This window comes from Microbulbifer sp. ALW1, from assembly GCF_009903625.1.
Taxonomy (GTDB): Bacteria; Pseudomonadota; Gammaproteobacteria; order Pseudomonadales; family Cellvibrionaceae; genus Microbulbifer.
Genome location: NZ_CP047569.1, coordinates 2,677,812 through 2,700,070, shown reverse-complemented (window position 1 = coordinate 2,700,070; position 22,259 = coordinate 2,677,812). Strand labels below are relative to the sequence as shown.

Below are 22,259 nucleotides of genomic sequence, written 5' to 3'. Positions count from 1 at the left end.
CTGGGCATAATCATTTCAATAAGCAAGGCAAATGACGTGACAGCCACCGCTCTGAAGAGTCCTGAAACCTTTTTCCACTCCAAGATGTTCCGTGGACTTGGACACGAAGAGCTTGGTCGACTAACCCAGATCTGCCAGCGCCGCCGGGCCTCCGGCGGTGAGTACCTGATCCATCAGAACAGCACCGCCCAGAACGTATACGTAGTGGTCTCCGGCATCCTGATGATCGAGCGGCTGTCCCGCGCAGGCCGTCGTCAGGTCATCTCCTTCGCCTATTCCGGCGACTATATTGGCTTTACCAATACCGATGAGTTTGAGTACAGCGTCGTTTGCCTGAACACGACCGAACTACAGATGTTCCCGCGCCGCGCGCTCCTCGAAATCATCGACCAGTACCCGCTACTGAAAAGCAATGCGCGCATGATGGGCGGCAACGTGCTGGCTCAAGCCATGGACCACCTCTTCGCCATGGGCCAGAAGAAAGCCCACGAGCGCGTCTGCTTCCTGCTCGACCAGATCCAGCGGCGCCAGTGCGGCATCACCAAGACCGAGATTGATCTCGTGATGAGCCGTCAGGATATTGCCGACTACCTGGGCCTCACCATCGAAACCGTCAGCCGGGCACTGGCCAAGCTCTCCGGCATGGGCATTATCGAAATCGCCAGCGCCCATCGTATCAAGATCCTTGATCGCGAGCAGATGGAAGAGATGGCGAGTGTGCACTGATTTTTGAGCCTGCCCTCCTCGCCCAACCGCATCTGATTCTGCCGGGCAACAAGTATGCCGAGCCCGCCATAGGCCGCGTGTTAACGCGCAAAAGTACGCGTGTCATCCAAATCGGAAGAGAGCTGATGCGGCTGGGTATTGAGTAGACCCTGCGTAAATTTCCGCTGACGACAATTCGCACCTCCGCGCGACCGCACCGCCATTGGCCGCAACCGCGCTCCAGAATTCATTCGCCCACAACTCGGCCGCTACGACCGCCTTGGCAAATTGACAGCAGAAGTCATTGTGCAAGGTCGACGACTTCCATTGGGATTCTGCGAAGGAAGTGGTGATGCCCGTCAGCGTGTTTGATACCGATGGCGAAGGTGGGATTCCGCATATCAAGATGTTGCGCATTGCAACCGAGTAGAAGCGCGTTGAAATTTAACGAATACGTGTGACAAAAAATGACAAGGAGAAAGAGGTGTTTATGCCGTACAAGAAATTGAGAAAGCCAGGGGCTAACAATCTGGCTATCAAGGCTCTGTTAGCACTCTCTCTAGCCTTCGTGCCATTTTCCCACGGCATTGCTGATGAGATCTCACTAGCACCGCAAGACGCTCTCCTGAGCACGATGAAATACCCCTACCCGGTAAAAACTCTCGAGCTCACCGCCCAGCAGCAACCCATACAAATGGCCTATATGGATGTGGCACCGACCACAGATGCCAACGGCAAAACCGTACTGCTACTGCACGGCAAGAACTTCTCCGGAGCCTATTGGCAAAGCACTATCGAAAACCTGACACAACAAGGCTATCGGGTTATCGCACCGGATCAGATCGGCTTTGGCAAATCGAGCAAGCCGGCGGGGTTTCAGTTCACCTTTCAGGCGCTGGCGGACCACACCAAAGCGCTCCTGGACAAACTCGATATCGCAGAAGTCTCCGTTGCTGGACACTCCATGGGCGGCATGCTCGCCACCCGGTTTGCACTGATGTATCCGGACGCGGTGGAAAAGCTGGTACTGGTCAATCCCATTGGCCTTGAGGACTGGAAACGTACCACCCCCTACCAGCCCATCGACCAGGCCATTGCCCAGGAGAAACAGCAGACACCCGAGATCGTAAGACGCTATATGACCGCCGCCTACTTCGATGGCAAATGGAAAGCGGTATACAATCCGCTGCTGACCATTCAGGCTGGCTGGACTATTGGCCCGGATGCCGACCTGATCGCCGAAATCGATGCCCGCACCTCCGATATGGTCTTCACCCAGCCCGTACTGTATGAGTTCGGGGACCTGAAAGCGCCTACCCTACTGATCATCGGCACCCACGACCGCACCGCCATTGGCCGCAACCGCGCACCAGAATCCATCCGCCCACAACTCGGCCGCTACGACCGCCTCGGAAAATTGACCGCAGAAGTTATTCCGGATGCAAAACTGGTGGAGCTGGAAGGAATTGGGCATGTGCCGCAGTTTGAGGATATTGAGCGCTATACGGCTGCGCTCAATGATTTTCTGGCTGAGCGGCTGCCTGAAGATTCCGAGGTGAACTAACAAAGAGTTGGAAGAACTCGCCTCGGGTGCTATTGAAGTGCTCCCAGGTCACCCACACTAGTATTAAATGCCGAAACAACACTAATTAGAACGCCGTTTCAACTACTTACGTAGTATCAATAGGGTATGCCCTCGATTAAAACATCACGGAAAACAAGAGACTCACTGCAGTATAACTACCGCAGTGCGTCCCCGTATTACACCTGAATAGAGGTTAATGCTCTACAATATTGCCATGCAATGACTTCAAGTAGTTCACCAAGTCAGCTTTTTTCGAAGAATTCAGGCCCAACGGACGCAGGTGTGGGGACTGCGCGAACGGCTTAGACCCGCCTTGGTTATAATGCTCAACCACCTCTTCTAATGTGGCGAAACGACCATCATGGAAGTAAGGCGCCGAATCGGCCACATTCAAAAGCGACGGTGTTTTGAAGCTACCTTGATCAGATTCTCTCGCAGTTGAAAGGTAAGCACCGCTATCGTCCAGTGTGCCGGTATCTATATTATGCAACCTTCCGTCGGTGAACGTCGGATAGGTATGGCAGGCAACACAGTTACCATGGTGAAAAAAGATTTCTTTCCCTCTTCGCTCGGAGTCCGTTAAAGAGGCGACATCTGCACCATCATGCTCCACCATCAGGCCGCGCACATAGCGCGATAGGGCCAACGCTAAATCTGTATAGTTAGGATTGCGACCATTAAAGGCCCCGGTAAACTGGGCTTTAAGGTTACTATCATTAGTCAGGCGTGTAATGAGGGCAGAGGGATCATTGTGGAAACCCATTTCCGATGCATTGAGAATCGGATGCATAACCTGCTCTTCGAGTGAATGTGCGCGACCATCCCAGAAAAACGCATTCTGAAAAAGCAAATTCATGAGTGAGGGAGAGTTTCTCGACGTCTGCCCACTCACACCAAATGAGCCCGGGCTATCGTCAGCAAAGGCAAACTGAGGAACGTGACAGGACTGGCAACTAACAGTCTGATCTATTGACAACTTGGTAGACTGGAAAAGAGTTTTTCCCAGTGCTTTGATCTTTGCATCATCTCCGGAAGTCATCGGCGCAAAATGTGCCTCCTCAGAGAATACTGTAGGCGTTGCAATGCCAGAGTCGGGGCTATTTCGCCTTTTTAATGCGAGCCTGGCGATTTCCTGAGCATCAAGTGCAGCGCTGTATAGATAGATTTCATCCATCTGCAGCACACTGGTACTCAAGCTTCCACTCGGTCCGAATTTCATTGTTCGACCGTTCGGGTGGGAACTACCACTCGCCATTGTTCCAAGACCGCTTTCACTGTGCACTTTTTCTCCATCTACGTACACGGTCAGAGCGCCGTTCTTAAAGACGATCGCGTAGTGGTTCCAGGCATTGGCCGTTGTTACACCGTTAACGACAACTCGCTTTCCACCTGCGGAAAGCGGATATTTGCTGGTATACACCCGAAAATCCATCGCCGAGCCATTGAGCCAAACAAGCAGGGTATCTTCAATATCAACCACTGGCCCATTACTACTCGCCTTTTTCACCCAGAAAGCCTGCGTAAATTCCTGTTTGTCATACAGCTGATCGTAGGCTTGTGATTTCAATGTAGATTGGATATATCCGCTTGGCTTGAAAAACACCGAATTGCCGAATTTGCCCTCTTGGCGGTCTTTCAACTCTTTATCATTGGCCCAGCGGTTTTTAACATCGTAATATTCAAAAGGAAATTTCGCATCTCCGTTTAAGTAACCACGCTGAAGAAAACCAGAATAGTCCGCCACCTCATCGGGCACATAGCGCACTTTATTAATCTTTGCTTCTTCGTCATCTGCACCACTGCGAATGATGGATGCATCGTAGAGCACCGGCTCATTTAACGGGTAATAAAGCAGAAGGTCCTCAAAATCTTCAAGCAAAGGAATTTCTACATACCGCTTCCCACTACCGGTATAGAACGCATACTGATCTAGTGCGGGGTGAATCGGAAGCACTTTATTCAATGTGTCCGACAGAGGTTGCCAACTCGAATTGAATAATCCTACCGGCGAAAAAAGAACCTGCTCACTACCATTAAGTCCAGGCGACGCATTTCCAAAATTTGGCAATAGTAGCTTATTTTCATAATGATCCTTAAGCTCGGAATATGCGGCAGGGTTGACGTCCTTAAAATAAAAACGATCCGTCGGATTCCCTCGCGTGAGATTCATATCACCATCGATGTGCGTCAGAATATGGTGAGTGCGCTCACCTACTATATGGGTGCCGTGACGCGCGGCAGCATAGTAACCCGGAATAGAGCTAAATATTGCATCGGCTCCATCAAAACTAACCCATGGGTAAGCGGCAGGTATTGGAACGCTTTCATCCAATACACTACCCCGATAGTCTTTGATTGGTGCTTTCGCTATAGGGTACATTTGATCGAAAGGTACCCCCCCCACGGAAATCGGACCGCCACTGCGCCCTGCGCCTACCGATTTGTACATGGCTGACAGATTTTTTTGTGGCGCCCATCCAGTGTAGTTAAAGGCATTATTATTATAGGTATACATCACCTGCCCGCCGTTACCGCCAACTTCGCCGGGACGATCATTCCCACTAAATAGAATTAACCCACCGTCCAAGGTAACACTGGGCTCATATCCATAAAGAAAACCACCGGAACTAGTACGCAGTGCCTTTGCCGGCGCAAGGATTCTAGTATTTACAACTTGAGCTGTAGCGGTACCAGAGTTTTCAACTACCACTATCGCCTGAAATTTACCAAGAATATGATGGAGATCTCCAGTGTCTCGCTTATTTGCTAAGACCTTATCACTGGTATCTGCGCCGATGCGGGTAGACGCTAATATTCCATACAGTCGGTAAGTTTGATACTTACTGCTCGGGTCTGTAGTCGAGTTCCCGTTAAAATCGGATCTAAATGGGTTATTCTTGATAGAAGGATGCGGGAATACTGCAAGGTGGATTTTTCCATCCGCAGTATCCAGTTTTTGGGGATTGACACATTCATCGTTCGATGAGGACTCCGGCCAGCCAGAAATAAACTGCTTGTAACCTTTATTAATTTTATCACCGCAATTCTCCGAATCTAAAACATATCCATTATCGAAGAGCTCCGAATCGCCAAAGTTAACAGATCCATCGGCGCCCGCTTTTATATTATCCGCGCGCAATGCATATGCTACCCATGCATATTTACCTCCTCCGATAACCTGCGCGGCAAAGTTGACCCGCCCATCCCAGGTAGATGTCACAAATGCCTTGTCAGATTTTTTTAGATAATCGAGCTTGACACTTTCCAAAACTGCATTACCGGGAAGAGCACGACTTTCCAAACCAAGCAAGGTAATACTTTCCTGAAGAACAGAAGCACCATACGAAGAGCTACCCGAACGCAACTCAAGTGTCACCGGTGTTTTATAGACAAAATCGTAGGTAACACGCTTTTGCCCAGTAGAACATGCAACCAACTTCTGGGATGCCTTGATAAATAGACACTGCTGAGTGTTACCCGACTCATTGCCGAAACGAATATCTATACCACATCGGTTGGTTCCATCTGGAATGGTGCAAACCTGCTTCTCAGGCAATAGATACGCAGCCTGACTTTGCGCGAATGGATAAGTTACACCTAAGATTAACCACCATAAACCACATAACGTCTTATATTTCACTGAAACTTCCTATTTCATTATCAATAAATGGGCAGTGTATCGATTCAAAACAAAGCCGCACCTAAGATATTACTCTTAAATCAAAATCAATTCGAGTGTGAAACAATCAAAATCAATTACACGCTATTACACTGCATTCCCATTTAACGGAATACCAAACCTCAAAAAATCAACCTTGAAACATTAATAGCACGTTATTTTAATTCGGAGCTAAAAAATTATACTTCAACCAAGTAAAATCAGTCTCAGCATAAAAGTACATCAAAGTAAGAAATTTTCTAGGTAAAATACATAATTTACGATTTACCCTGACTCGCTATAAATAACCGAGCCCCTGACTCAGTAACTGCAAGCAACCATATAAGCTAAAAAAAGCACCTGAGCCAGCAAATTTAACTCAGCGATCCCAGTATAAACTCACCAACAATAGAGTATAGCTTGTATACCGTACAGAAATTCTCGACCATATCATGCTGCAGCCTATATAGACTTCGAAGTTACACCAGCACTAAAGGAGAATACGAACTAATCTAGCTGTGAATCATTGAATTTTAATTTAGCCAACCAGTGATTATCTCGCCCTGAAAACTATAAACCGTAAATCGACTTGACAATAAAAAGTGAAGACAAAAAAAGCCCGCTAAAATAGCGGGCCTTAAAACTAGCAATAATACATCCTTTCAAAAACTGAATAAGACCAGGTAGCGCATGATATGGCGTCGTTGACGCTAAATAAATCAAAAACCTAGGCAACTATACATGCATCGTGCACCAACGGCTTCACACCAACCTCCCGCCTAAGTCCGAGACGAAGGTGAAGTTCGCTGTTTGCCCTCATTGGGGATATCTATTTCAAACTATATGACATGCCTACGATGCTCAGACTCGGAATGCATTGCCAATCAGATCTCAGCCAGTACTAGTCTTTCTCTCCATAGGCAGATAGTAAAAATGACTTACCTTTCACGAGACCTTGATCCGAACCAATCTGATTGGAATCGTCACTAGCAAAATTTGCTTCGATCCCATCGATAATTTTTTTCAGATCATCATTTAGTACGGCATTATCTACATTTATCTCGATAGCTTTCAGTAGTGCACTCTTAGCCTCTAACATTCGTTCATGGTGTAACGCAATCAGACCTTCATGAACGTACTTTTCATATGAATCACCTTCCAGTCCAGAGAAATACTCCAAAACCTGTGCAGCCTCATCAAGATTGTCTAGCGCGGTCAGCAATAGAGCAAACTGAATCCGAGCAACCGACATCTCCGGGCGCAAGTTTAGAACTTCGCGATAGTGAAAAATTGACTTATCAAAAAGCTTAATCTCCGCATAATCAGCTGCCAGCAAAAAGTGTGCATTGGAATGATCGGGATCAACTTCGAGAAGTTGCTTCAACTTGATGATTGAATCGTCGATACGGCCATTCAGAGATGCATGAATGGCAAGATGCAGGAGCTCTTCTGAATCAAATTTTTGATTATTCATTATAAAAATCCTAGATTGAGGTGCTCTGAGCCAGGTTTAATGTAATGAGAGACCAGCCGTCAAGAAGCACAAATAGCATTAGCTTAATTGGCATTGAAACTGTAATTGGTGGGAGCATGATCATACCCAGCGACATAAGCACACCTGAAACAACCAAGTCAACCAGCAAAAACGGTACCATCACAAAAAAAGCTGCTTTAAAACCATAAGCCAGTTCACTTAACATGTACGCAGGCATCAGCTTAGTGATAGATACTTCTTCGGCAGAAGCCGGTACCGCAGATTGAGACATCGCATATACTGCTTCCAAATCATCACCGGATACCCGAGGTATCATCCAGCCTTTTGCCACATTTGAAATTTCGTCGGCGGCCGCTTTCATCGTGATATCTTGCTCAGACAATGGAAGAAGAACGCTACTATATATCTGGTTCGGTATATCACCCATTACAGCAACAGTTGTGAATATTGCTAAAGCAATCAAGACGATATTCGGTGGGCTCTGCTGAAGTCCAAGCGCATAACGGATTGCCGAAAACACAATAATGAATCGTAAAAAAGGTGTAACTGCGACAAGGAAAAATGGCAAAAAAGTCAACGATGTCAAGATCGTAAACCAACTAAATTGCTCAGCCACTACTAAATCACCCCGAAATCAGTCACTTTCAATGACTTTAACTGCAAGATTAGCGCCGCTCGCCACCAAAATACCACGCCCAACTTCTAGACCATCGCACTTCAATACAACAGGGTCTCCGATAGCCTGATCCAGTGTAATCACATTACCTACTTTGCCATTGACAAGCTTCCCTAACTCAACCTTTACTGAGCCAACTACAACCTCCAACTCCACTTGGACATTGTTTAGGATCTTGTCAAAATTTCCAGATATTGCCTTTCCCTTCACACTCTCATCGAGGTTGGAAATGTCTTCTAACACAACTTCACTCATATCAATTCTCAACTACAACTGCGCGCTTATCGCCATTCCTGCCAAGGTATGCTGACAGACCAACATCTTCAGATTGAACTGTTAAGCTCCAGCTGAAATTTTCCAAGGCCCCAAGGGTAATTTCATCTCCTGGACGAATTGATTTAACCGATTGCAAATTGATATCAACTTTCTTTTTCACCTCTAAGTCAACTTTATTTTTCAGCGCGAAACATTCAATAGGACTGGGGTCCAATTTGCCAAGCTTCAACGGCCCGAATGCACATGCCGCAGAAAATGCAATAGAACCTATCTGACCATTAGGTAGATTGAAAGAAAACACTAAAACGTCAAACGACGTAATAGCTTCCCGAAGCACATCTATGCGTTCAATTGATTCCACGCCAAAGCAATTTAACAGCATATTCTCGGCAATCGAATATACTGACTCCGAATCATAGCCAACGCAGGTTTCAGATAACTTCCGCAATTCTAAATCTACAAATTCTCGGATTGAATTAGAGACTAGGACTATCCCATCATCAGCATACCAACTAGACCAACCGCCCAAATCAGCAGGTGTGATCACCAAAAATTCCGCAGTAAATCTGGCATCCAAATCCAGCCACTCGCTTAGCCAGCGAGAGACCTCATCCACCTTCGGGAATACTTTTGAAACCTCGGAGCAATCTCCAGTCACGTTAAAAACTCTCATCAGGCATCAACCTTTAGACTGATACAGTGTTTCAATCATGGTGTTAGCTACGTCCATAACGTGAGACGCCGCCTGATAGCCCCGCTGCGCAATAATCATTTCTGCAAACTCGCGCACCAAATCGACATTTGATGATTCGATGCTATTTCCTTGAATCGAACCGAAGATACCAGTATCCGGTTGACCATAACTGACACCTTGCAAGGTATTCGCCACATAGAATCCATCTCCCATATGCCGTAAATTTTGAGGGTTGTCGAAATATGCCAAACCAATGGTATAGGGCTCTTCCGTATCTCCATTGGAATAAAGAAGATTAAGGGCCCCCTTGTCGTTAAAACTTGCCGCCACTAGTCCCTCAGAACCACGACCATCCACAATCTCAGATCCAAGTGTTGAAACTGTTCCACCTGCAAATGATGTGCTCGCCGAGAAATCCCCGGGGACGCCGAACGTCAGGGTTAAATCTAGTGCAACACCGGCAGTGCCATTTTCAGCGGAAGGAATGGTAATCGACAATGATTCGCTACCTGGACTTACCGACCCATCTAACCCAAAATTCAGCTGACCTGTCCACAAAGGAATTCCAGAATCACTCTCAACGACTACAGACCACTCACCAGGGTTCGTGGCCGTACTATTGACAAAACGAAGCCCAAACGTCACCTCCTCACCCAAGCTATTAAAGACAGAAATCGCCGGGATTTCGTGCTCATCATCACCTGTCGAAAGGTTCCCAGAAAAACTGAGTGCAGTAGTAGCTTCCGGTGGCAAGGTTTTCATTGTAGAAATGTCGATGCGATACAAATTACCGCTCGGGCCAGCTCCCATTACATAACCATCAGACACGGTATCCTTTAGGAATCCATCGTCATCAAACACGAACTGGCCATTCCGCGTGTACTGATAGAGACCATCTTTCTCAACAATGAAATAGCCTTCACCAATAACCGCTAGATCAGTGGCTCTGCCGGTATCACGGATTGTCCCTGCCGACTCATCCATATACTCACCGGAAAGTTTCGCGCCAATTCCATGCCCATCCTCTCCAAGCGCGCGATAGAAATTGTTTACGGCTTTAAAGCCCGGGGTATTCATATTTGCAACATTATTACTGATCGTGTTAAGACCTTGCGAAAACACGACCATTCCGGACAAACCATTAAAAAATGACTGGAGCATATTTTACCTTATTGTCGTATAACACGTATTTGAGAAAGACGAAGCCCCGAAACGACATTGCCATCCGTGGAATTGACGGTAAAGGTTGTTCCAGTTCCATCGAACGACACAGCTGAGATGGATCCGAATAGACTTCCGCTTTCAGAGGAGACTTCCACCGACCGGCCTAGTAATTCAGAGGCCTGATAGCTGGAATTTAGTCTCGCAATATTTTCCAACTGCAAACCATTCTGTCGGTTCTGCTCAATACTGGAGAATTGCGCCAATTGCGCCAAAAATTCGCTGTTGTCTAACGGCTCCATGGGATCTTGAAACTGAAGCTGCGCCAGAAACAATCGAAGAAACTCTTCTTGAGAGATGGAATTTGACGATTCTGTCTCGACACCCCCCAAGATACTCCCAATTGCGTCAACGGACATAATCTAAGGCCTCACCGTTAAAATGCACTTTTGCGTTTCTAAGCATGCTCGATGGAATCATTTCAAATAACCAGCTACTATTTTCACGTGTCTCGCCGTAATTCCGAACAAATATTGAATAACAACTATCCTCGTTTTCCATATCATTCATCAGCAAAAACAGAATAGATCTATTAGGTAATGAGCTGTTTGACCATGTTGTGACGCTATGGTTTGTCGCTTGCGGAGCATGAGAAATACGCGCATTTATACTTTCAATCGTAGAAGCACTACTGCCAACTATATTCCCTGACGCAGAATTGCCTTTACCCCAAAAGGGATTCAGAAAGTCGCGAAGCCTCACCACATCATGGCTATTGACTTTCTCATAAGACGTTGACTCTGTTACAGTTATTGACATAACCCCAATTTCCCTTGAGTTACCAAATTTCAGAGAAACGCCATCAACTCCTGTAGCGAACGACAATAGACGAGGCCAGCTCTGAACGCTGGAGTAAACCTCTTCATAAATACTGCCTGAGAATAAAATTACGTGCTGGCGAGTGTCGAGACTATCGGCAGATTCAATTTCCGAAATTGAATTGTCTTTCTCTGAAGAAGTATGACTCTGAGCGTCAGATAGCAGAAACTGATCGAATGACTGACCATCCACTCTATTACTGGATGCACGATCTTCACGAAATTCAACATCGCCATATGGCAGGAATGTGAAATCTGACAGTGAGTGAATACCCATTTTTAACTGGACCTATTCCGCAACTCGTCCCGAATCAAGTCATCCTGGTATTGATCGAGGGAAAATTTTTCCAAAAGCCTTTGTTTTCGCTCCATTTCACCGAATAAATCAATTTGTGAGGAAACCGCAGCTGACATCGACTCGATTCGCTCGACTTCGGAGAGTAGACGCTTCGATTCAGTCTCCAAGCGCACCGAGTTCTCCGCGTATACTGGGACTTTATTTAAGTATTCATCCAGCAAATAAAGCGGTATCCCTGACGAAACAGTATTATTCAATGTACGATCAAGGTTCTCCAACTCTGCTTGTACATGCCTTTTCCGCGACTCAACCCTACTGCTACTCTCCCGAAGCACGCGTCCTTCCCCAACGATTTTACGAAGCGCTTTATACCGCTGGTATTTGGCCAACTTATAAAAACTAAGCACTTGAAATAGTCTCCAAGAGGTCGGAAAACTTTTCATCTCCGAGGAGCCAAGAGTTTATGAATTTCCTATTCGCAACAGCGTTATCAACCGACTGTTGCTCGCCAGAGCGATAGCCTGAGAACCGGATGTAATCTTCCAACTCATCAAACTCAGCAACTGCACTCCGAATAGACTGAGCAGCTATCTTCTCTGCATCGGAGAAGACTACTTCAGAGAGTCTCGACTGACTTGTCAGCAAGTCAATTGCTGGAAAAATTCCTTTATTCGCAAGCTTGCTTGATAGAAACACATGACCATCGGTAACGGACTTTACAAAATCAGCAATCAGATCCTCAAAGTCCGATTCCAGGAGCACACTACCAACGATCGTTAAACTCGATTCATTGTCATAAACTGAGGCACTTTCCAACAGGGCAGAAACTCCACTAAAAACAGATAATGGGTTTCCCTGCCTGCCAGGAATTTCACCAGATGAGACACCTATCTCTCTTAGAGCTCCCGCATACCTTGTAATTGAATCAACGACAAGCAGTATCTTTTTGCCGCTGGCAAGTAACTCTCGAGCAACATCTAAGGCTGTATCCACAACTCTCGCCTTTCGGATACTTGGTTCGGCAGCCGCAGCACCAACCACAGTAGTCTTGGCTGATTGACGTGGGTCTAAGTTACGAACAAAAGACAATAGTTCTCTTGATCGTTCTCCAACTAACGCAAATACCACATGATCAAATGCATCCGAGTTTATTAGCTTTTTTAGGAGTGAGCTTTTACCGAGCCCCGCTTTGGAAAAGATTGCCGTCTTCTGCCCATAAGCTAAAGGAAGAAAGTCATCAAAAACTGATATTCCTGTAGTAGCTTTCTCGCTTGCAGGTAAAGCTTCAGCATTAAACTGACTGTACGTACCATCTTCCAAACTAACAAAAACAGGCTTATTGCGCTGGTAACCCACAACAGGGTCGCCCAGAGCTGTCAGAAAATACGATTCGTCGATTGATTCACGTAATGACCGGATTGTCTGCTGCACTGGCTTAAGGACGACGCAGCCTGGCAGTACACCAGCAATCTGACCTAGGGGCATAAGGATCGTTGAATCAATCGTACTTCTTATAATCTCAGCACCTATATACGCCCCTAGACAATCACGCACGTAGCAAACCTGACCGATATGCCCGACTATTCCTTCAATAATTATCGAGCTCCTATCCACACCAACAACGTACCCTTTCCGATACAGAATTGGCGGAGTACACGAGTCAAAACTCAAAATCTGACGCTGTAACATTACTTACTGTCTGAATCGGGAGCGGCTGGTTTTATCAGCAAGTCACGAATCATCCCAGGATCCCAGTAGAGTTCACCTTCGCTGTCAATCAGGACCAACTTACATGCACCTGACTCGACTTCGATTTTTGGCAAGTGATGAGCAAGAGACTCGTCCATCTTAAACGACTCTTTCAAAGTGGGATCAGCAATGATCCGGTAGTCGACCAAAGACATCTCTCTAGAGAAACTCTCGACTTTCCTTGCGATTTGCTGCGCAAGGAGATCTTCATCAAATAGAAAGTAACGTGCAAAATCATTCTCAAATTGCTTCGCAATTTCTTTGATACTACCGTTTACATCAAGAAGACCTTGATTGAATTCGTCAATAAGACCTGAAATTGCGCTTGTCGATTTATCCAGAGTAGCGATTTGCCTCTTTAACGCATCGCTAAGAACTTCAACCTCCTCACGCTCTGCGGAAACCTTACGGCTGGCAGCCTCGTTCCCGTCTACCAGGCCAAGTTCATAGGCTTTTTTTTCAGCCGCATTTAACTCATCTCTAGTTACCAATCCATCCGGAATAGCTGCTGGTTCCGAATCCAGATGGGGTGTTTCCACGTCCACAATTTTTTGTGTTTCTTGAGATTGCTTTACTGGTAGCTTGAGTGTTGCCATATCATTCTCTAGCCTAAATTGAGTTGCTTGAGAAGATAGTGCTTCATTTGCTCACCAATATTGAGCTCCTGTATAGCACGGCTTCGCTTGATTTCTTCACCTGGAAGATCAGAGAATCTAGAAATCAACCCTTTCAGATCACGACTCGTTAAGTATTTGAATTCACGTGCACTGACGGTTTCATTAAGATCCTCGAGCGCACGCTTAACTGATACGACCTGATTATCAGGGAGTTCTGATATTGACTTCTTCTGCGCAGCGCTCGGTAAGCTTGCCAGTGCAATTGCGGTTAACTTTGCATTCACTGTACGACTTCTCCTGTCAACCAGGACTCCACTTTCCTTACAACCCGCTTTCTCTGTCGCCTTCTGTGCAATCGATTTGCCACCAGCATAAGTACCACACCTGCTGAAATTGCTACTTGCCAAAGCAGTAATATCTTCGAGCCGTAAGCCAATGGCCCACTTTTTGAAACGGCAATCTCTGAAGATACTAACGGCGCGCCCAAACTACTTACGTTTTCTGAAACATTCAGTCGGATCACGGTTAGGCTATCGCCACGTTGCTCATCCAGCCCAATTGCACTAGAAATCAATTCTCTGATTGCAGCAATCTGGGGCTCGCTGATATCGGTGTTAATAGCCACACCCATGCCAATCTTGACGATCTGGCCGGCAGGAACCTCAATATTTTCAGATTTAGTTCCATACTCATAGCTGATATCTTCTACAGCTTCACCATCCTCGCCCGATGTCATTTTTTTTGCACGAACAACGGAAGAGGAGGCGACAGGAGCTGTAGATTCAATGGTCTTCCTATCCTTGGTCATGGTGACCGATACGCTGACACTGAAATCGGCAGGATTGAACCAAGTTAACAGCATCTTCGATACTGACTCGGCAATATCAGACTCCCGTAACCTCTCCTGCGCCAAAATGGAATCAACCCCAGCCAGCCCGCCAACTCTACCTAAACGGCTCCCACTGTCCTGAATTACTGAAACGCTTTCTGCCGCGATGTCCGGAACTGCGCCAATGATGATACTTCGGACAGCCGGCTCAATACTGGCCAAACTACCTTCATCGGCAAGTGATACGACAACAGATGCAGCCACTTCCTCTGTTTTTCGAAATATCCGCGTCTTGGTCGGTATCGCCAGATGCACCCGAGCGTCGAGTACTCCCTTTAGCGAAACAATCGTTTTCTCAAGCTCTCCTTGTAGTGCGCGCTGATAGGATATTTTTTGTGCGAACTCTGTCGCACCATAGCTATCATCCTGAAAGATCTCAAAGCCCACCCTCTGGTGACTCAGTGCGCCAGCAGCGCCAACAGAACGTCTGACGTCCTCAATCTTGTCTGAGGAGACCATAATCTGCCCCGAATCATTCACGCTATAGCTTATTCCACGTGTTGCGAGATAGTTTTTTAGCGCTTCTTGCTTCTGTCCGTCTGCGAGGCTATCTACAACGATGTGATCACCCTTCCAAAGTACATATGTCATCGAGCCAGCAAATATCGTCAACACAGCAATCGCTACTGACAGTGCGAATTTCGAATTCATAGGGTTACACCTGCATTCTCATTACTTCTTGGTAGGCTTCAACCACCTTATTTCTTAGCTCAGTGACTGCCTGTAGCTTGAGCTTCATGTTCTGCATCTCAATCATGACCGTATGTAGCTCGACATCACTACCCCGAACAAAATCTTCGACGAGCCCCTCAACTCGGCCGGCTTCCTGAGAAATATTGTCAAGAAACTCTGTGAAATTTGACGTATCAGGCAGCGCATTTGTTTGTAGATCACCGCCGATAATTTCATTCATTACAGTATGTAGTGGTCGAATACTCTCTATACTCATCGCCCTATCTCACGCGCAGTAGCTTTCATACTGGAAATTGAGTTATAAACTTTGATCGCAGCCTCATAACGGCGCTTAATTAGGCTCATATCCACAAATTCTTTCGCAACATCAACATCCACCATCACCACGTATCCCGCAGCATCTGCGGAGCTGGAGTCGGGTAGGTATACTTTTTTCGTGGGTACTTCAACTGCACTCATTAGTGAATCAAGTTGATCACTGAAAGAAAGGCGGTCGGAGCCGTACGCATAGCCGACATATACCTTTTCTGTCTCCGAAGGAAGCATCCTCTCCGCATTCGCGACAAGAAAGGTAGATAGCTCTACCGATGCAAGATCTCTCCGCATCGAACGCGCCAGTTCATCAACCGCTGTCGTCGTACTCACTTACCTTTCCCCAGCGCAGCCTGATACAACTCGACCATCTGGTTGTAGACGGTGCCAATATTTTTGTAACTACCGGAAAATCGCTCGCTCGAAAGCACAACATCTGGAAGCGTTACTTCACGCGTATTTACTGTGACATTTGCATCGACCAACAGAGTCACCTTAGGCCAGAACGTCTGGTAGTTTCCTCCAGCCTCTAAATGCTCGGTTAAGATTTCATTGAAATCTACAGCAACCTCAAATCCTCTACCGGTTCCAACAGTACTGAAGTTTCTGCTATTTACATCTTGCGCTTGAGCGTAGTAGTCAAGCGCTGACCCAACCAATGCCGACATCGAATCTACATTCATTATTCCACCACTATTTCTGCTTGAATCGCACCCGCGCTTTTCAGTGCCTGCAGGATGCTAATGATGTCTCGGGTTTGAACTCCAATACTCGAGAGATGCTTCAAGAGCTCATCAACCTTTGTGCCTTTGCGCATCGTCACAGGCGCGTGTTCCTCTGCTGATACAGTAATATCAGTGCTCGGGACAACCTCTGTGCGAATATCTCCGGTTCTCGACCGACGTCCTGCGAAAAGACCGACAGAATATGGCTGACTTACGTCATACACAGTGGTAATCGCTACATGAATATTTTCATGGGAAATCGTCGCCTCACCGATCTCTATGTCGCCACCAGCTACGATCGTGCCTGTTTTTTCGTTAATGACTATGCGATTCCTTTCAATCATGTCAATGTCTAACGCTAGCGCGCGCGTGATCACATCGAAAGGAGAACTGCCCTTAGCATCCGATGGCGACACAAGGACTTTCCCTGGATTGATCGGCTCTGCAAAAGCACCGGATACGCGATCTGTAATGGCACTTGCGATATCACTCGCCATTTTGAAGTTCGGTTCATTCAAAATAAGAACAACGCCTCCGTCCTCACCAATAAATTCTGAATTAAAATTTCGCTCTACAATCGCTCCTTTTGTCACCCGTCCTACCGTCGGGTGATTCTTTTGCAAGCTAGTATCGAATTTGGAGTAGTTGTAACCACCAGTCACTACTGGGCCCTGAGCTAGCGCATGCATCCGGCTATCCGGGCCTTCAAGTGGTGTCATAAAGAGGGTGCCGCCGGCCAGAGAACGGGCATCGCCCAGCGACGAAACCTGAACATCAATGCGATCTCCACGCGAAGCGAACGGCGGTAACGTAGCCGTTACGATTACTGCAGCGACATTCCGCGAGGCAGAATTGAACCGATCAGTATTAACGCCGAACTCCCTGAGAGTATTTGAAACGCTTTGTATCGTTGCGCGATTTCTCGCAGAATCCCCGGTTCCTGCGAGGCCGACAACCAGCCCATAACCTACCAACTGGTTATCTCGAATACCTTCGATGCGCGTCACCTCTTCGATTGTTATTGCAGCGGCCGACACGGAAATACAAGCGGCAATCACACACATCAGTCGCATGAAACAACGCATTAATTTAGCCCCAACCATCTCAGCACCCATGTAATTGCACCTGCACGTTGCGCACCACCTACTACGCCGTCGCCAACTAATTCGATGTGGGCATCCATCAGCCGCGTTGAGTAGATCGTATTATCCCGAGATATATCTTCCGGACGCAGGGTGCCAAATATGAACAATGACTGTGCCTCACCGTTAATCACAATTACTTGCTCTCCCTTAACGATTAGGTGACCAACGTCGCTATAGCCAATCACACGGGCAGTGAGCTGACCTTTCAGTGCGCCACGGCGGGAGGTAACTGCCGCTCCGCGGGACTGAGAATCGAAGCCAATACCCACTTGGTGATCAGAGACCGAATCATATGCTGACCCGTTAAAGTCGAGATCTCTCTCCCGGTCCGTAAACGCCGAGCTTTCGGCAGCGGCACTCTCGGCGATATAGACTGTTACCGTATCTCCAATCTGATACGCACGCTTGTCTGCAGCGATACCCTGGTACAGATCAGGGTTTACCAAATCTTCAGCAACGGCAGTCGTCGACATGGCTGCCACGAAGAGCAGTACAACGAATAGCAACCTCATGATTATGCAATTTCCCGCAATTTAACTGGTTATTGTGTAGCGTAACCACTTGAAGCGTATCGCCAACATCCGCATCAGAGATGGCTACAGACTCCAAATTCACGACAATCCCGCCGGACGCTGACCGAAGAATCAGCTCATCTCCAGCCGCAATCGTTTTCTTCTGCAACGTGTTTTCACTCGTTAATATCTCGCCACGTCTTATCTTTTTCTTGGCGAGATAGTTTCTTTCCGGATTTCGAAATACAGCTTCGAAATCCACCCAACGTTTCTCAACATTGGTTTTGTACCCCGGGATCGATCTACCTTTCCAGTAAGTCTTATTTGCGACCAGAACGGGAGAAAACAGCTCAACATTTACCCAAAAGGCCTTTCGAACCCGCTTACTTCGCCTATCGACACCCGAAACTTCTACCTTTCGGATTCCCGGGCGACATGGCTGCTCTATATCTGAAGCAAGTTTCAAATCACTGAGCTCGATATCCGCTTTTCCGTATCCTTTCAAGGGCGTGATCCGAATGGTGCATCCCTGTGATACCGCTCGCTGCATCAGGTAACCGCTCGCTACTGCAGTGACAGGACAAAATTCACCTGTACAAGACGTAGTCGCCGCCGTGTTACCCGCTCCACTGACAACAGCCGATACGTCCTCCTGTGCGCATATTGGACGCACTAGAAGAAACGCGAGTAAGCAGAAGATTGCCCTAATAGTCATCGCCGCAGGTTATTTACCGTTTCCATAATCTGATCACCGATCTGGACAATCTTTGCATTAAGCTGGTAACCACGCTGTGCCATAATCAACTGAACCATTTCTTGAGTAAGCTCAACATTACTACCTTCCACGTAGCCCTGTCGTACCAGTCCCAAACCGGATTCCCCTGGAGAACCAGAAGTTACTTCGACGCCCTCTTCGACGTAGAAGAGTCCGCCCTCGCCTTGAGACATCTTTGCCGTATCCATCACGCTGTAAAGTTGAATCTCACCAAGCAGCACAGTCTCGGCCCCGTCTAACTTGCCAATCACTTCACCTGTCGGTGAGATAGACACACTTTCCACGCCGTAAGGTACATTCACAAAATCGGCAAGTTTCTCGCCGGAAGACGTTTTCAGATAGCCATCGGCATCCACCGATAATCTGGTGCTACGTACATATGCTTGTTTGCCGCTTTCCAGGGCGACCTGAAAGAACCCGTTGCCTTGGATCGCGACATCCCACTGATTGTTTGTGACCTGCATCGCACCCTGACTAAGATCATTGTGAACGCCCTCGACCGCAACACCACTTAGCGCCAATCCAGATTCACCGGCAGCTTGAAGCACTGCCGCGAACTCGACCCCTGCTTTTTTGTAACCACGAGTATTCATGTTGGAAATGTTGTTTGAAATAACATCCAACTGTTCAGCCTGGGCATTCAACCCTGTTTGAGCGATATAAAGTGCATCCACAACTATTTTCCAATTTGGTTAATGCCAGTGTCGTAAATACTGTCAATTGTCATCAAAGCACGCTGTACAGATTCAACATGCTTGGTTCTTTGCATCATGCTGATCATTTCTGATGCACTATTAAGATTTGGGACTACTACATGCCCCCTAAGGATAGAGGCACCTTCAGCAGTTCCAACACGACCTCTCGCTTCAATACGATAGGCGCCATCTATCATTTCATCGGACAGATGACCGTTAATCGACACAAGTCCAATGGTCGCCTCATATGAGCCGTCTTGCGTACGAATTCCGACTCGCGTAATTTCAAAGTCTGACTGTATGACGATCTTCGAACCATTCTCATCAAGAACTGGCAAACCGAAAGCATTCGTCAACAGCCCATCAGGATTCACAACCAATGTCGCGCTCTTCGCGAGTGACACACCACCATCGCGCGACTCCAACCACAAATAGCCATCGCCGAGTACGGCGAGATCTCTTTCCGAGCCCGTGGGCTTAATAGAAACATCTTGTGTACGTACATGGGTTACCGGTTCAGTGACAGAATCAGCTTGAAACTCGATTGGTGCAATCTCGGCTCCAATTGGTATGTAGCCCGGGGTACCGATATTGGCGACATTCTGACTGAGAAGCTCAACTTGCTGAATGTTTCCTTGTATAGCCTTGAGGCTATATTCGTAACCTGCACTCATGCTACACCCGGATCATTTGGTTAGAGTTTATTTTGATATCACTGACAATTTCTGCGGTAGACAGGACTTTCAGTGCCGGCAACATACGGCGGCAGAATTCAAATAGCGGGCGGCGCAGTCGGACACTGCACACGACCACGGGCTCTTGCCCTCGAGAAATCACTGCATCGCTTACCTCCACGATACTTGACATCAATCGATCGAGAATTGATGGGTCTGGTACCAAAACACCTCCCCGATCATCCTTGCGAATTGAAGCCACCAACGTGTTTTCAAGGTCAGGGGCGATTGATATCACTTCAAGAGTCTCGCGACCGGAAGCAATTTTCTCAATAATTTGTGCTCCTAAACGCGCACGCACTACTTCGACGATGTCATACCGGTTGGCACTGCTGGTAACGGACTCGGCAATGGCCTCTAGAATTCTGGAGAGATTGCGAATCGAGACTCCTTCCCTTAGAAGCTCTTTAAGAATGGATTGCAGATCGGAGATTTGCAGCTTGTTGGGAATCAATTCATCCAATAGCCCAGACAAGTCTCCACGAACCTGTTCGATCATCATTTCCACGGTCTGGCGCGTAAGGAGTTCTTCCCCTTTCATGTTAATTGCTTGCTGTAGGTGGGTAATCAGAAGCGTATCGGGGTTAACTAGGGTGCACCCCTCACGCTTTGCCAGATCGTATTGTTTTGCATCTATCCATTTGGCTGGTAACTTGTACGCCGGTTCCCGCGCATCCACACCATTCAGCGTGTCCAGGCTCCCTCCTGGAGATATGGCCATCTTTTGGCCATCGTAGAGAGTTCCATTACCCACCAGAGAGCCATGAAAAGCGATGCTATAAGTATTACCGGCCATTTTTTTGGACGGGACATAACTAACTAAAGGTACGAGTAAACCGAGGTCCTGTGCTATTTGTCTACGCAGATTTTCAAACAGTACACCAAGGTGATCACGCTGTGTTTCTACGTACTTGGCAATCTCAGTTCCATACTGAAATTCAATTGGCTTCATCCGAAGCAAATCTGCGAAGCTTTCGGGCTCCACCTCTTCCGCGGAATCGTTTTGCTCTTCCTGGGCAGGCTGTATGTCTTCCCTCGAAAGTGAATACCAAGTGGCCGCACCAAAAACAAAAGCCAGCACCAGCGGTGGTAGCACAGGGAGGCCAGGCAAAAGTGTCACCAGTAATAGCACAATGGTAATCAACGATAATATTTTGGGGTTTGCAGTGATTTGGGCCACCACTTCTTCACCCAGGCGCGCGTCGGTCGCGGCGCGTGTAATCAAAATACCGGTAGCGACGGCGATGATCAGAGAGGGGATTTGAGTAACAATCCCGTCGCCAACCGTGAGGAGCGTAAACGTCTCAAGTGCCTCCCCCCAGGACATACCATGTTGCGCTAGGCCAATGGAAAGGCCGCCGATAATATCGATCAAAATAATGATAATGCCCGCAATGGCATCGCCTTTCACAAACTTGGTCGAGCCATCCATTGCACCGTAAAAATTTGCTTCGCGCTCGATATCACCCCGGCGTTGGCGTGCGGTTTTTTCGTCGATGAGTCCCATATTGAGATCAGCATCGATACTCATCTGCTTGCCGGGCATGCTATCCAAGGTAAAACGTGCGGCCACTTCCGCTACGCGCTGTGCACCATTAGTCACAACAACGTATTGCACTACCACTAAAATAAGGAAAACGACGAGGCCGATTACATAGTTGCCACCCACTACGTACTCCCCAATCGCACCAATAACCTTGCCCGCCTCGGCGTCGGCAAGAATCAGGCGTGTGGCTGCAATATTAAGCGCAAGTCGAAATAGAGTTGCCATTAGCAGTAGCGACGGGAATGTTGAGAACTTAATCGGCTTATCGCTATAGAATGTAATAAGCAGCATCAGCAGCGCGAAACTGAAGTTCAGGATAATAAGAAAATCCAGCAAGATCCCTGGCACAGGCACAAACAGCGCCATCAAAATGCCAATCATTGCAACGACCAGAGCAAGATCCTGATAGCTTGCCTGGTAAAGTTGTTTCAGCATGTTTAG

Annotated in this window: 24 protein-coding genes; 3 read left to right on the top strand and 21 right to left on the bottom strand. The window is 47.3% G+C overall.

Translation table 11 applies throughout. From position 1 onward, the window contains the following. The first annotated feature begins 36 nt into the window (after positions 1–36). The 3 genes from GRX76_RS11185 (at position 37) to GRX76_RS11180 (ending at position 2,269) form a co-directional block, all read left to right on the top strand. A complete protein-coding gene (locus tag GRX76_RS11185) occupies positions 37–726 on the top strand; it encodes a Crp/Fnr family transcriptional regulator (protein WP_160153385.1) in 690 nt (229 codons plus the stop codon). Positions 727–1,009: 283 nt separating this feature from the next. After that, on the top strand, positions 1,010–1,135 hold the full coding sequence (locus GRX76_RS19395; protein ID WP_255461800.1) for a hypothetical protein: 126 nt from the start codon (positions 1,010–1,012) through the stop codon (positions 1,133–1,135). 60 nt (positions 1,136–1,195) lie between these two features. Next, entirely contained in the window at positions 1,196–2,269 is a 1,074-nt protein-coding gene (locus tag GRX76_RS11180) for an alpha/beta fold hydrolase (RefSeq protein WP_160153384.1), read from the top strand. 214 nt (positions 2,270–2,483) lie between these two features. Here the strand turns inward: GRX76_RS11180 and GRX76_RS11175 are convergent, their stop codons facing one another. The 21 genes from GRX76_RS11175 to GRX76_RS11075 form a co-directional block, all read right to left on the bottom strand. Next, complete coding sequence (locus tag GRX76_RS11175) at positions 2,484–5,930, bottom strand: cytochrome c peroxidase (RefSeq protein WP_160153383.1); 3,447 nt, start codon at positions 5,928–5,930, stop codon at positions 2,484–2,486. 919 nt (positions 5,931–6,849) lie between these two features. Then, a complete protein-coding gene (locus GRX76_RS11170; RefSeq protein ID WP_160153382.1) occupies positions 6,850–7,422 on the bottom strand; it encodes a hypothetical protein in 573 nt (190 codons plus the stop codon). 10 nt (positions 7,423–7,432) lie between these two features. Continuing rightward, positions 7,433–8,059: a flagellar type III secretion system pore protein FliP gene (locus tag GRX76_RS11165; RefSeq protein WP_160153381.1), complete on the bottom strand. Its 627-nt coding sequence runs from the start codon at positions 8,057–8,059 to the stop codon at positions 7,433–7,435. An 18-nt stretch (positions 8,060–8,077) separates the two neighbouring features. After that, positions 8,078–8,374, bottom strand: a complete 297-nt coding sequence (locus GRX76_RS11160; RefSeq protein WP_160153380.1) for a FliM/FliN family flagellar motor switch protein — start codon at positions 8,372–8,374, stop codon at positions 8,078–8,080. 1 nt (position 8,375) lies between these two features. Beyond that, positions 8,376–9,068 (bottom strand): hypothetical protein, encoded by a 693-nt coding sequence (locus GRX76_RS11155; protein WP_160153379.1) that lies wholly within the window; start codon positions 9,066–9,068, stop codon positions 8,376–8,378. A gap of 6 nt (positions 9,069–9,074) precedes the next feature. Further along, on the bottom strand, positions 9,075–10,250 hold the full coding sequence (locus GRX76_RS11150) for a flagellar hook-basal body complex protein (protein ID WP_160153378.1): 1,176 nt from the start codon (positions 10,248–10,250) through the stop codon (positions 9,075–9,077). A gap of 8 nt (positions 10,251–10,258) precedes the next feature. Next, on the bottom strand, positions 10,259–10,669 hold the full coding sequence (locus tag GRX76_RS11145; protein ID WP_160153377.1) for a flagellar hook assembly protein FlgD: 411 nt from the start codon (positions 10,667–10,669) through the stop codon (positions 10,259–10,261). Beyond that, a complete protein-coding gene (locus tag GRX76_RS11140; protein WP_160153376.1) occupies positions 10,659–11,405 on the bottom strand; it encodes a hypothetical protein in 747 nt (248 codons plus the stop codon). Before GRX76_RS11140 ends, GRX76_RS11145 begins: the two co-directional genes overlap by 11 nt. A gap of 420 nt (positions 11,406–11,825) precedes the next feature. After that, complete coding sequence (locus GRX76_RS11135) at positions 11,826–12,980, bottom strand: hypothetical protein (protein ID WP_160153375.1); 1,155 nt, start codon at positions 12,978–12,980, stop codon at positions 11,826–11,828. Between the two features lie 134 nt (positions 12,981–13,114). Beyond that, positions 13,115–13,771, bottom strand: coding sequence for a hypothetical protein (locus tag GRX76_RS11130; protein WP_160153374.1), 657 nt, complete (start codon positions 13,769–13,771; stop codon positions 13,115–13,117). An 8-nt stretch (positions 13,772–13,779) separates the two neighbouring features. Beyond that, positions 13,780–14,076, bottom strand: coding sequence for a hypothetical protein (locus GRX76_RS11125; RefSeq protein ID WP_160153373.1), 297 nt, complete (start codon positions 14,074–14,076; stop codon positions 13,780–13,782). Further along, positions 14,073–15,332 carry a flagellar M-ring protein FliF C-terminal domain-containing protein gene (locus GRX76_RS11120; RefSeq protein ID WP_160153372.1) on the bottom strand — a complete coding sequence of 420 codons (1,260 nt, stop codon included), beginning with the start codon at positions 15,330–15,332 and terminating at the stop codon, positions 14,073–14,075. The genes GRX76_RS11125 and GRX76_RS11120 overlap by 4 nt, the downstream gene beginning before the upstream one ends. Before the next feature lie 4 nt (positions 15,333–15,336). After that, the gene (fliE, locus tag GRX76_RS11115) at positions 15,337–15,594 is read right to left on the bottom strand and encodes a flagellar hook-basal body complex protein FliE (RefSeq protein WP_201276799.1); all 258 of its coding nucleotides are present in this window, start codon (positions 15,592–15,594) and stop codon (positions 15,337–15,339) included. A 32-nt stretch (positions 15,595–15,626) separates the two neighbouring features. Next, entirely contained in the window at positions 15,627–16,019 is a 393-nt protein-coding gene (locus GRX76_RS11110; RefSeq protein ID WP_160153370.1) for a flagellar basal body rod C-terminal domain-containing protein, read from the bottom strand. After that, complete coding sequence (locus GRX76_RS11105; protein ID WP_160153369.1) at positions 16,016–16,369, bottom strand: hypothetical protein; 354 nt, start codon at positions 16,367–16,369, stop codon at positions 16,016–16,018. The genes GRX76_RS11110 and GRX76_RS11105 overlap by 4 nt, the downstream gene beginning before the upstream one ends. Further along, positions 16,369–17,526, bottom strand: a complete 1,158-nt coding sequence (locus GRX76_RS11100; protein WP_160153368.1) for a flagellar basal body P-ring protein FlgI — start codon at positions 17,524–17,526, stop codon at positions 16,369–16,371. The genes GRX76_RS11105 and GRX76_RS11100 overlap by 1 nt, the downstream gene beginning before the upstream one ends. Further along, positions 17,496–18,029: a flagellar basal body L-ring protein FlgH gene (locus GRX76_RS11095; protein ID WP_160153367.1), complete on the bottom strand. Its 534-nt coding sequence runs from the start codon at positions 18,027–18,029 to the stop codon at positions 17,496–17,498. Before GRX76_RS11095 ends, GRX76_RS11100 begins: the two co-directional genes overlap by 31 nt. Next, complete coding sequence (locus GRX76_RS11090; protein WP_160153366.1) at positions 18,007–18,618, bottom strand: flagella basal body P-ring formation protein FlgA; 612 nt, start codon at positions 18,616–18,618, stop codon at positions 18,007–18,009. The genes GRX76_RS11095 and GRX76_RS11090 overlap by 23 nt, the downstream gene beginning before the upstream one ends. 161 nt (positions 18,619–18,779) lie before the next feature. Further along, complete coding sequence (locus GRX76_RS11085) at positions 18,780–19,517, bottom strand: flagellar hook-basal body protein (RefSeq protein ID WP_160153365.1); 738 nt, start codon at positions 19,515–19,517, stop codon at positions 18,780–18,782. A 2-nt stretch (positions 19,518–19,519) separates the two neighbouring features. Then, positions 19,520–20,212 (bottom strand): hypothetical protein, encoded by a 693-nt coding sequence (locus tag GRX76_RS11080; protein WP_160153364.1) that lies wholly within the window; start codon positions 20,210–20,212, stop codon positions 19,520–19,522. 1 nt (position 20,213) lies between these two features. Beyond that, positions 20,214–22,253 carry a flagellar biosynthesis protein FlhA gene (locus tag GRX76_RS11075; RefSeq protein WP_160153363.1) on the bottom strand — a complete coding sequence of 680 codons (2,040 nt, stop codon included), beginning with the start codon at positions 22,251–22,253 and terminating at the stop codon, positions 20,214–20,216. Between the last annotated feature and the right edge of the window lie 6 nt (positions 22,254–22,259).

What these genes read in the sequence shown, in the direction of transcription:
- GRX76_RS11090 (WP_160153366.1), bottom strand. Translation starts at nt 18,618, where the DNA reads ATGCAGCGAGCGGTATCACAGGGATGCACCATTCGGATCACGCCCTTG.
- GRX76_RS11100 (WP_160153368.1), bottom strand. Translation starts at nt 17,526, where the DNA reads ATGGGTGCTGAGATGGTTGGGGCTAAATTAATGCGTTGTTTCATGCGA.
- GRX76_RS11145 (WP_160153377.1), bottom strand. Translation starts at nt 10,669, where the DNA reads ATGTCCGTTGACGCAATTGGGAGTATCTTGGGGGGTGTCGAGACAGAA.
- GRX76_RS11075 (WP_160153363.1), bottom strand. Translation starts at nt 22,253, where the DNA reads ATGCTGAAACAACTTTACCAGGCAAGCTATCAGGATCTTGCTCTGGTC.
- GRX76_RS11095 (WP_160153367.1), bottom strand. Translation starts at nt 18,029, where the DNA reads ATGTCGACGACTGCCGTTGCTGAAGATTTGGTAAACCCTGATCTGTAC.
- GRX76_RS11105 (WP_160153369.1), bottom strand. Translation starts at nt 16,369, where the DNA reads ATGAATGTAGATTCGATGTCGGCATTGGTTGGGTCAGCGCTTGACTAC.
- GRX76_RS11180 (WP_160153384.1), top strand. Translation starts at nt 1,196, where the DNA reads ATGCCGTACAAGAAATTGAGAAAGCCAGGGGCTAACAATCTGGCTATC.
- fliE (WP_201276799.1), bottom strand. Translation starts at nt 15,594, where the DNA reads ATGAATGAAATTATCGGCGGTGATCTACAAACAAATGCGCTGCCTGAT.
- GRX76_RS11160 (WP_160153380.1), bottom strand. Translation starts at nt 8,374, where the DNA reads ATGAGTGAAGTTGTGTTAGAAGACATTTCCAACCTCGATGAGAGTGTG.
- GRX76_RS11155 (WP_160153379.1), bottom strand. Translation starts at nt 9,068, where the DNA reads ATGAGAGTTTTTAACGTGACTGGAGATTGCTCCGAGGTTTCAAAAGTA.
- GRX76_RS11140 (WP_160153376.1), bottom strand. Translation starts at nt 11,405, where the DNA reads ATGGGTATTCACTCACTGTCAGATTTCACATTCCTGCCATATGGCGAT.
- GRX76_RS11130 (WP_160153374.1), bottom strand. Translation starts at nt 13,771, where the DNA reads ATGGCAACACTCAAGCTACCAGTAAAGCAATCTCAAGAAACACAAAAA.
- GRX76_RS11080 (WP_160153364.1), bottom strand. Translation starts at nt 20,212, where the DNA reads ATGAGTGCAGGTTACGAATATAGCCTCAAGGCTATACAAGGAAACATT.
- GRX76_RS11150 (WP_160153378.1), bottom strand. Translation starts at nt 10,250, where the DNA reads ATGCTCCAGTCATTTTTTAATGGTTTGTCCGGAATGGTCGTGTTTTCG.
- GRX76_RS11170 (WP_160153382.1), bottom strand. Translation starts at nt 7,422, where the DNA reads ATGAATAATCAAAAATTTGATTCAGAAGAGCTCCTGCATCTTGCCATT.
- GRX76_RS11120 (WP_160153372.1), bottom strand. Translation starts at nt 15,332, where the DNA reads ATGAATTCGAAATTCGCACTGTCAGTAGCGATTGCTGTGTTGACGATA.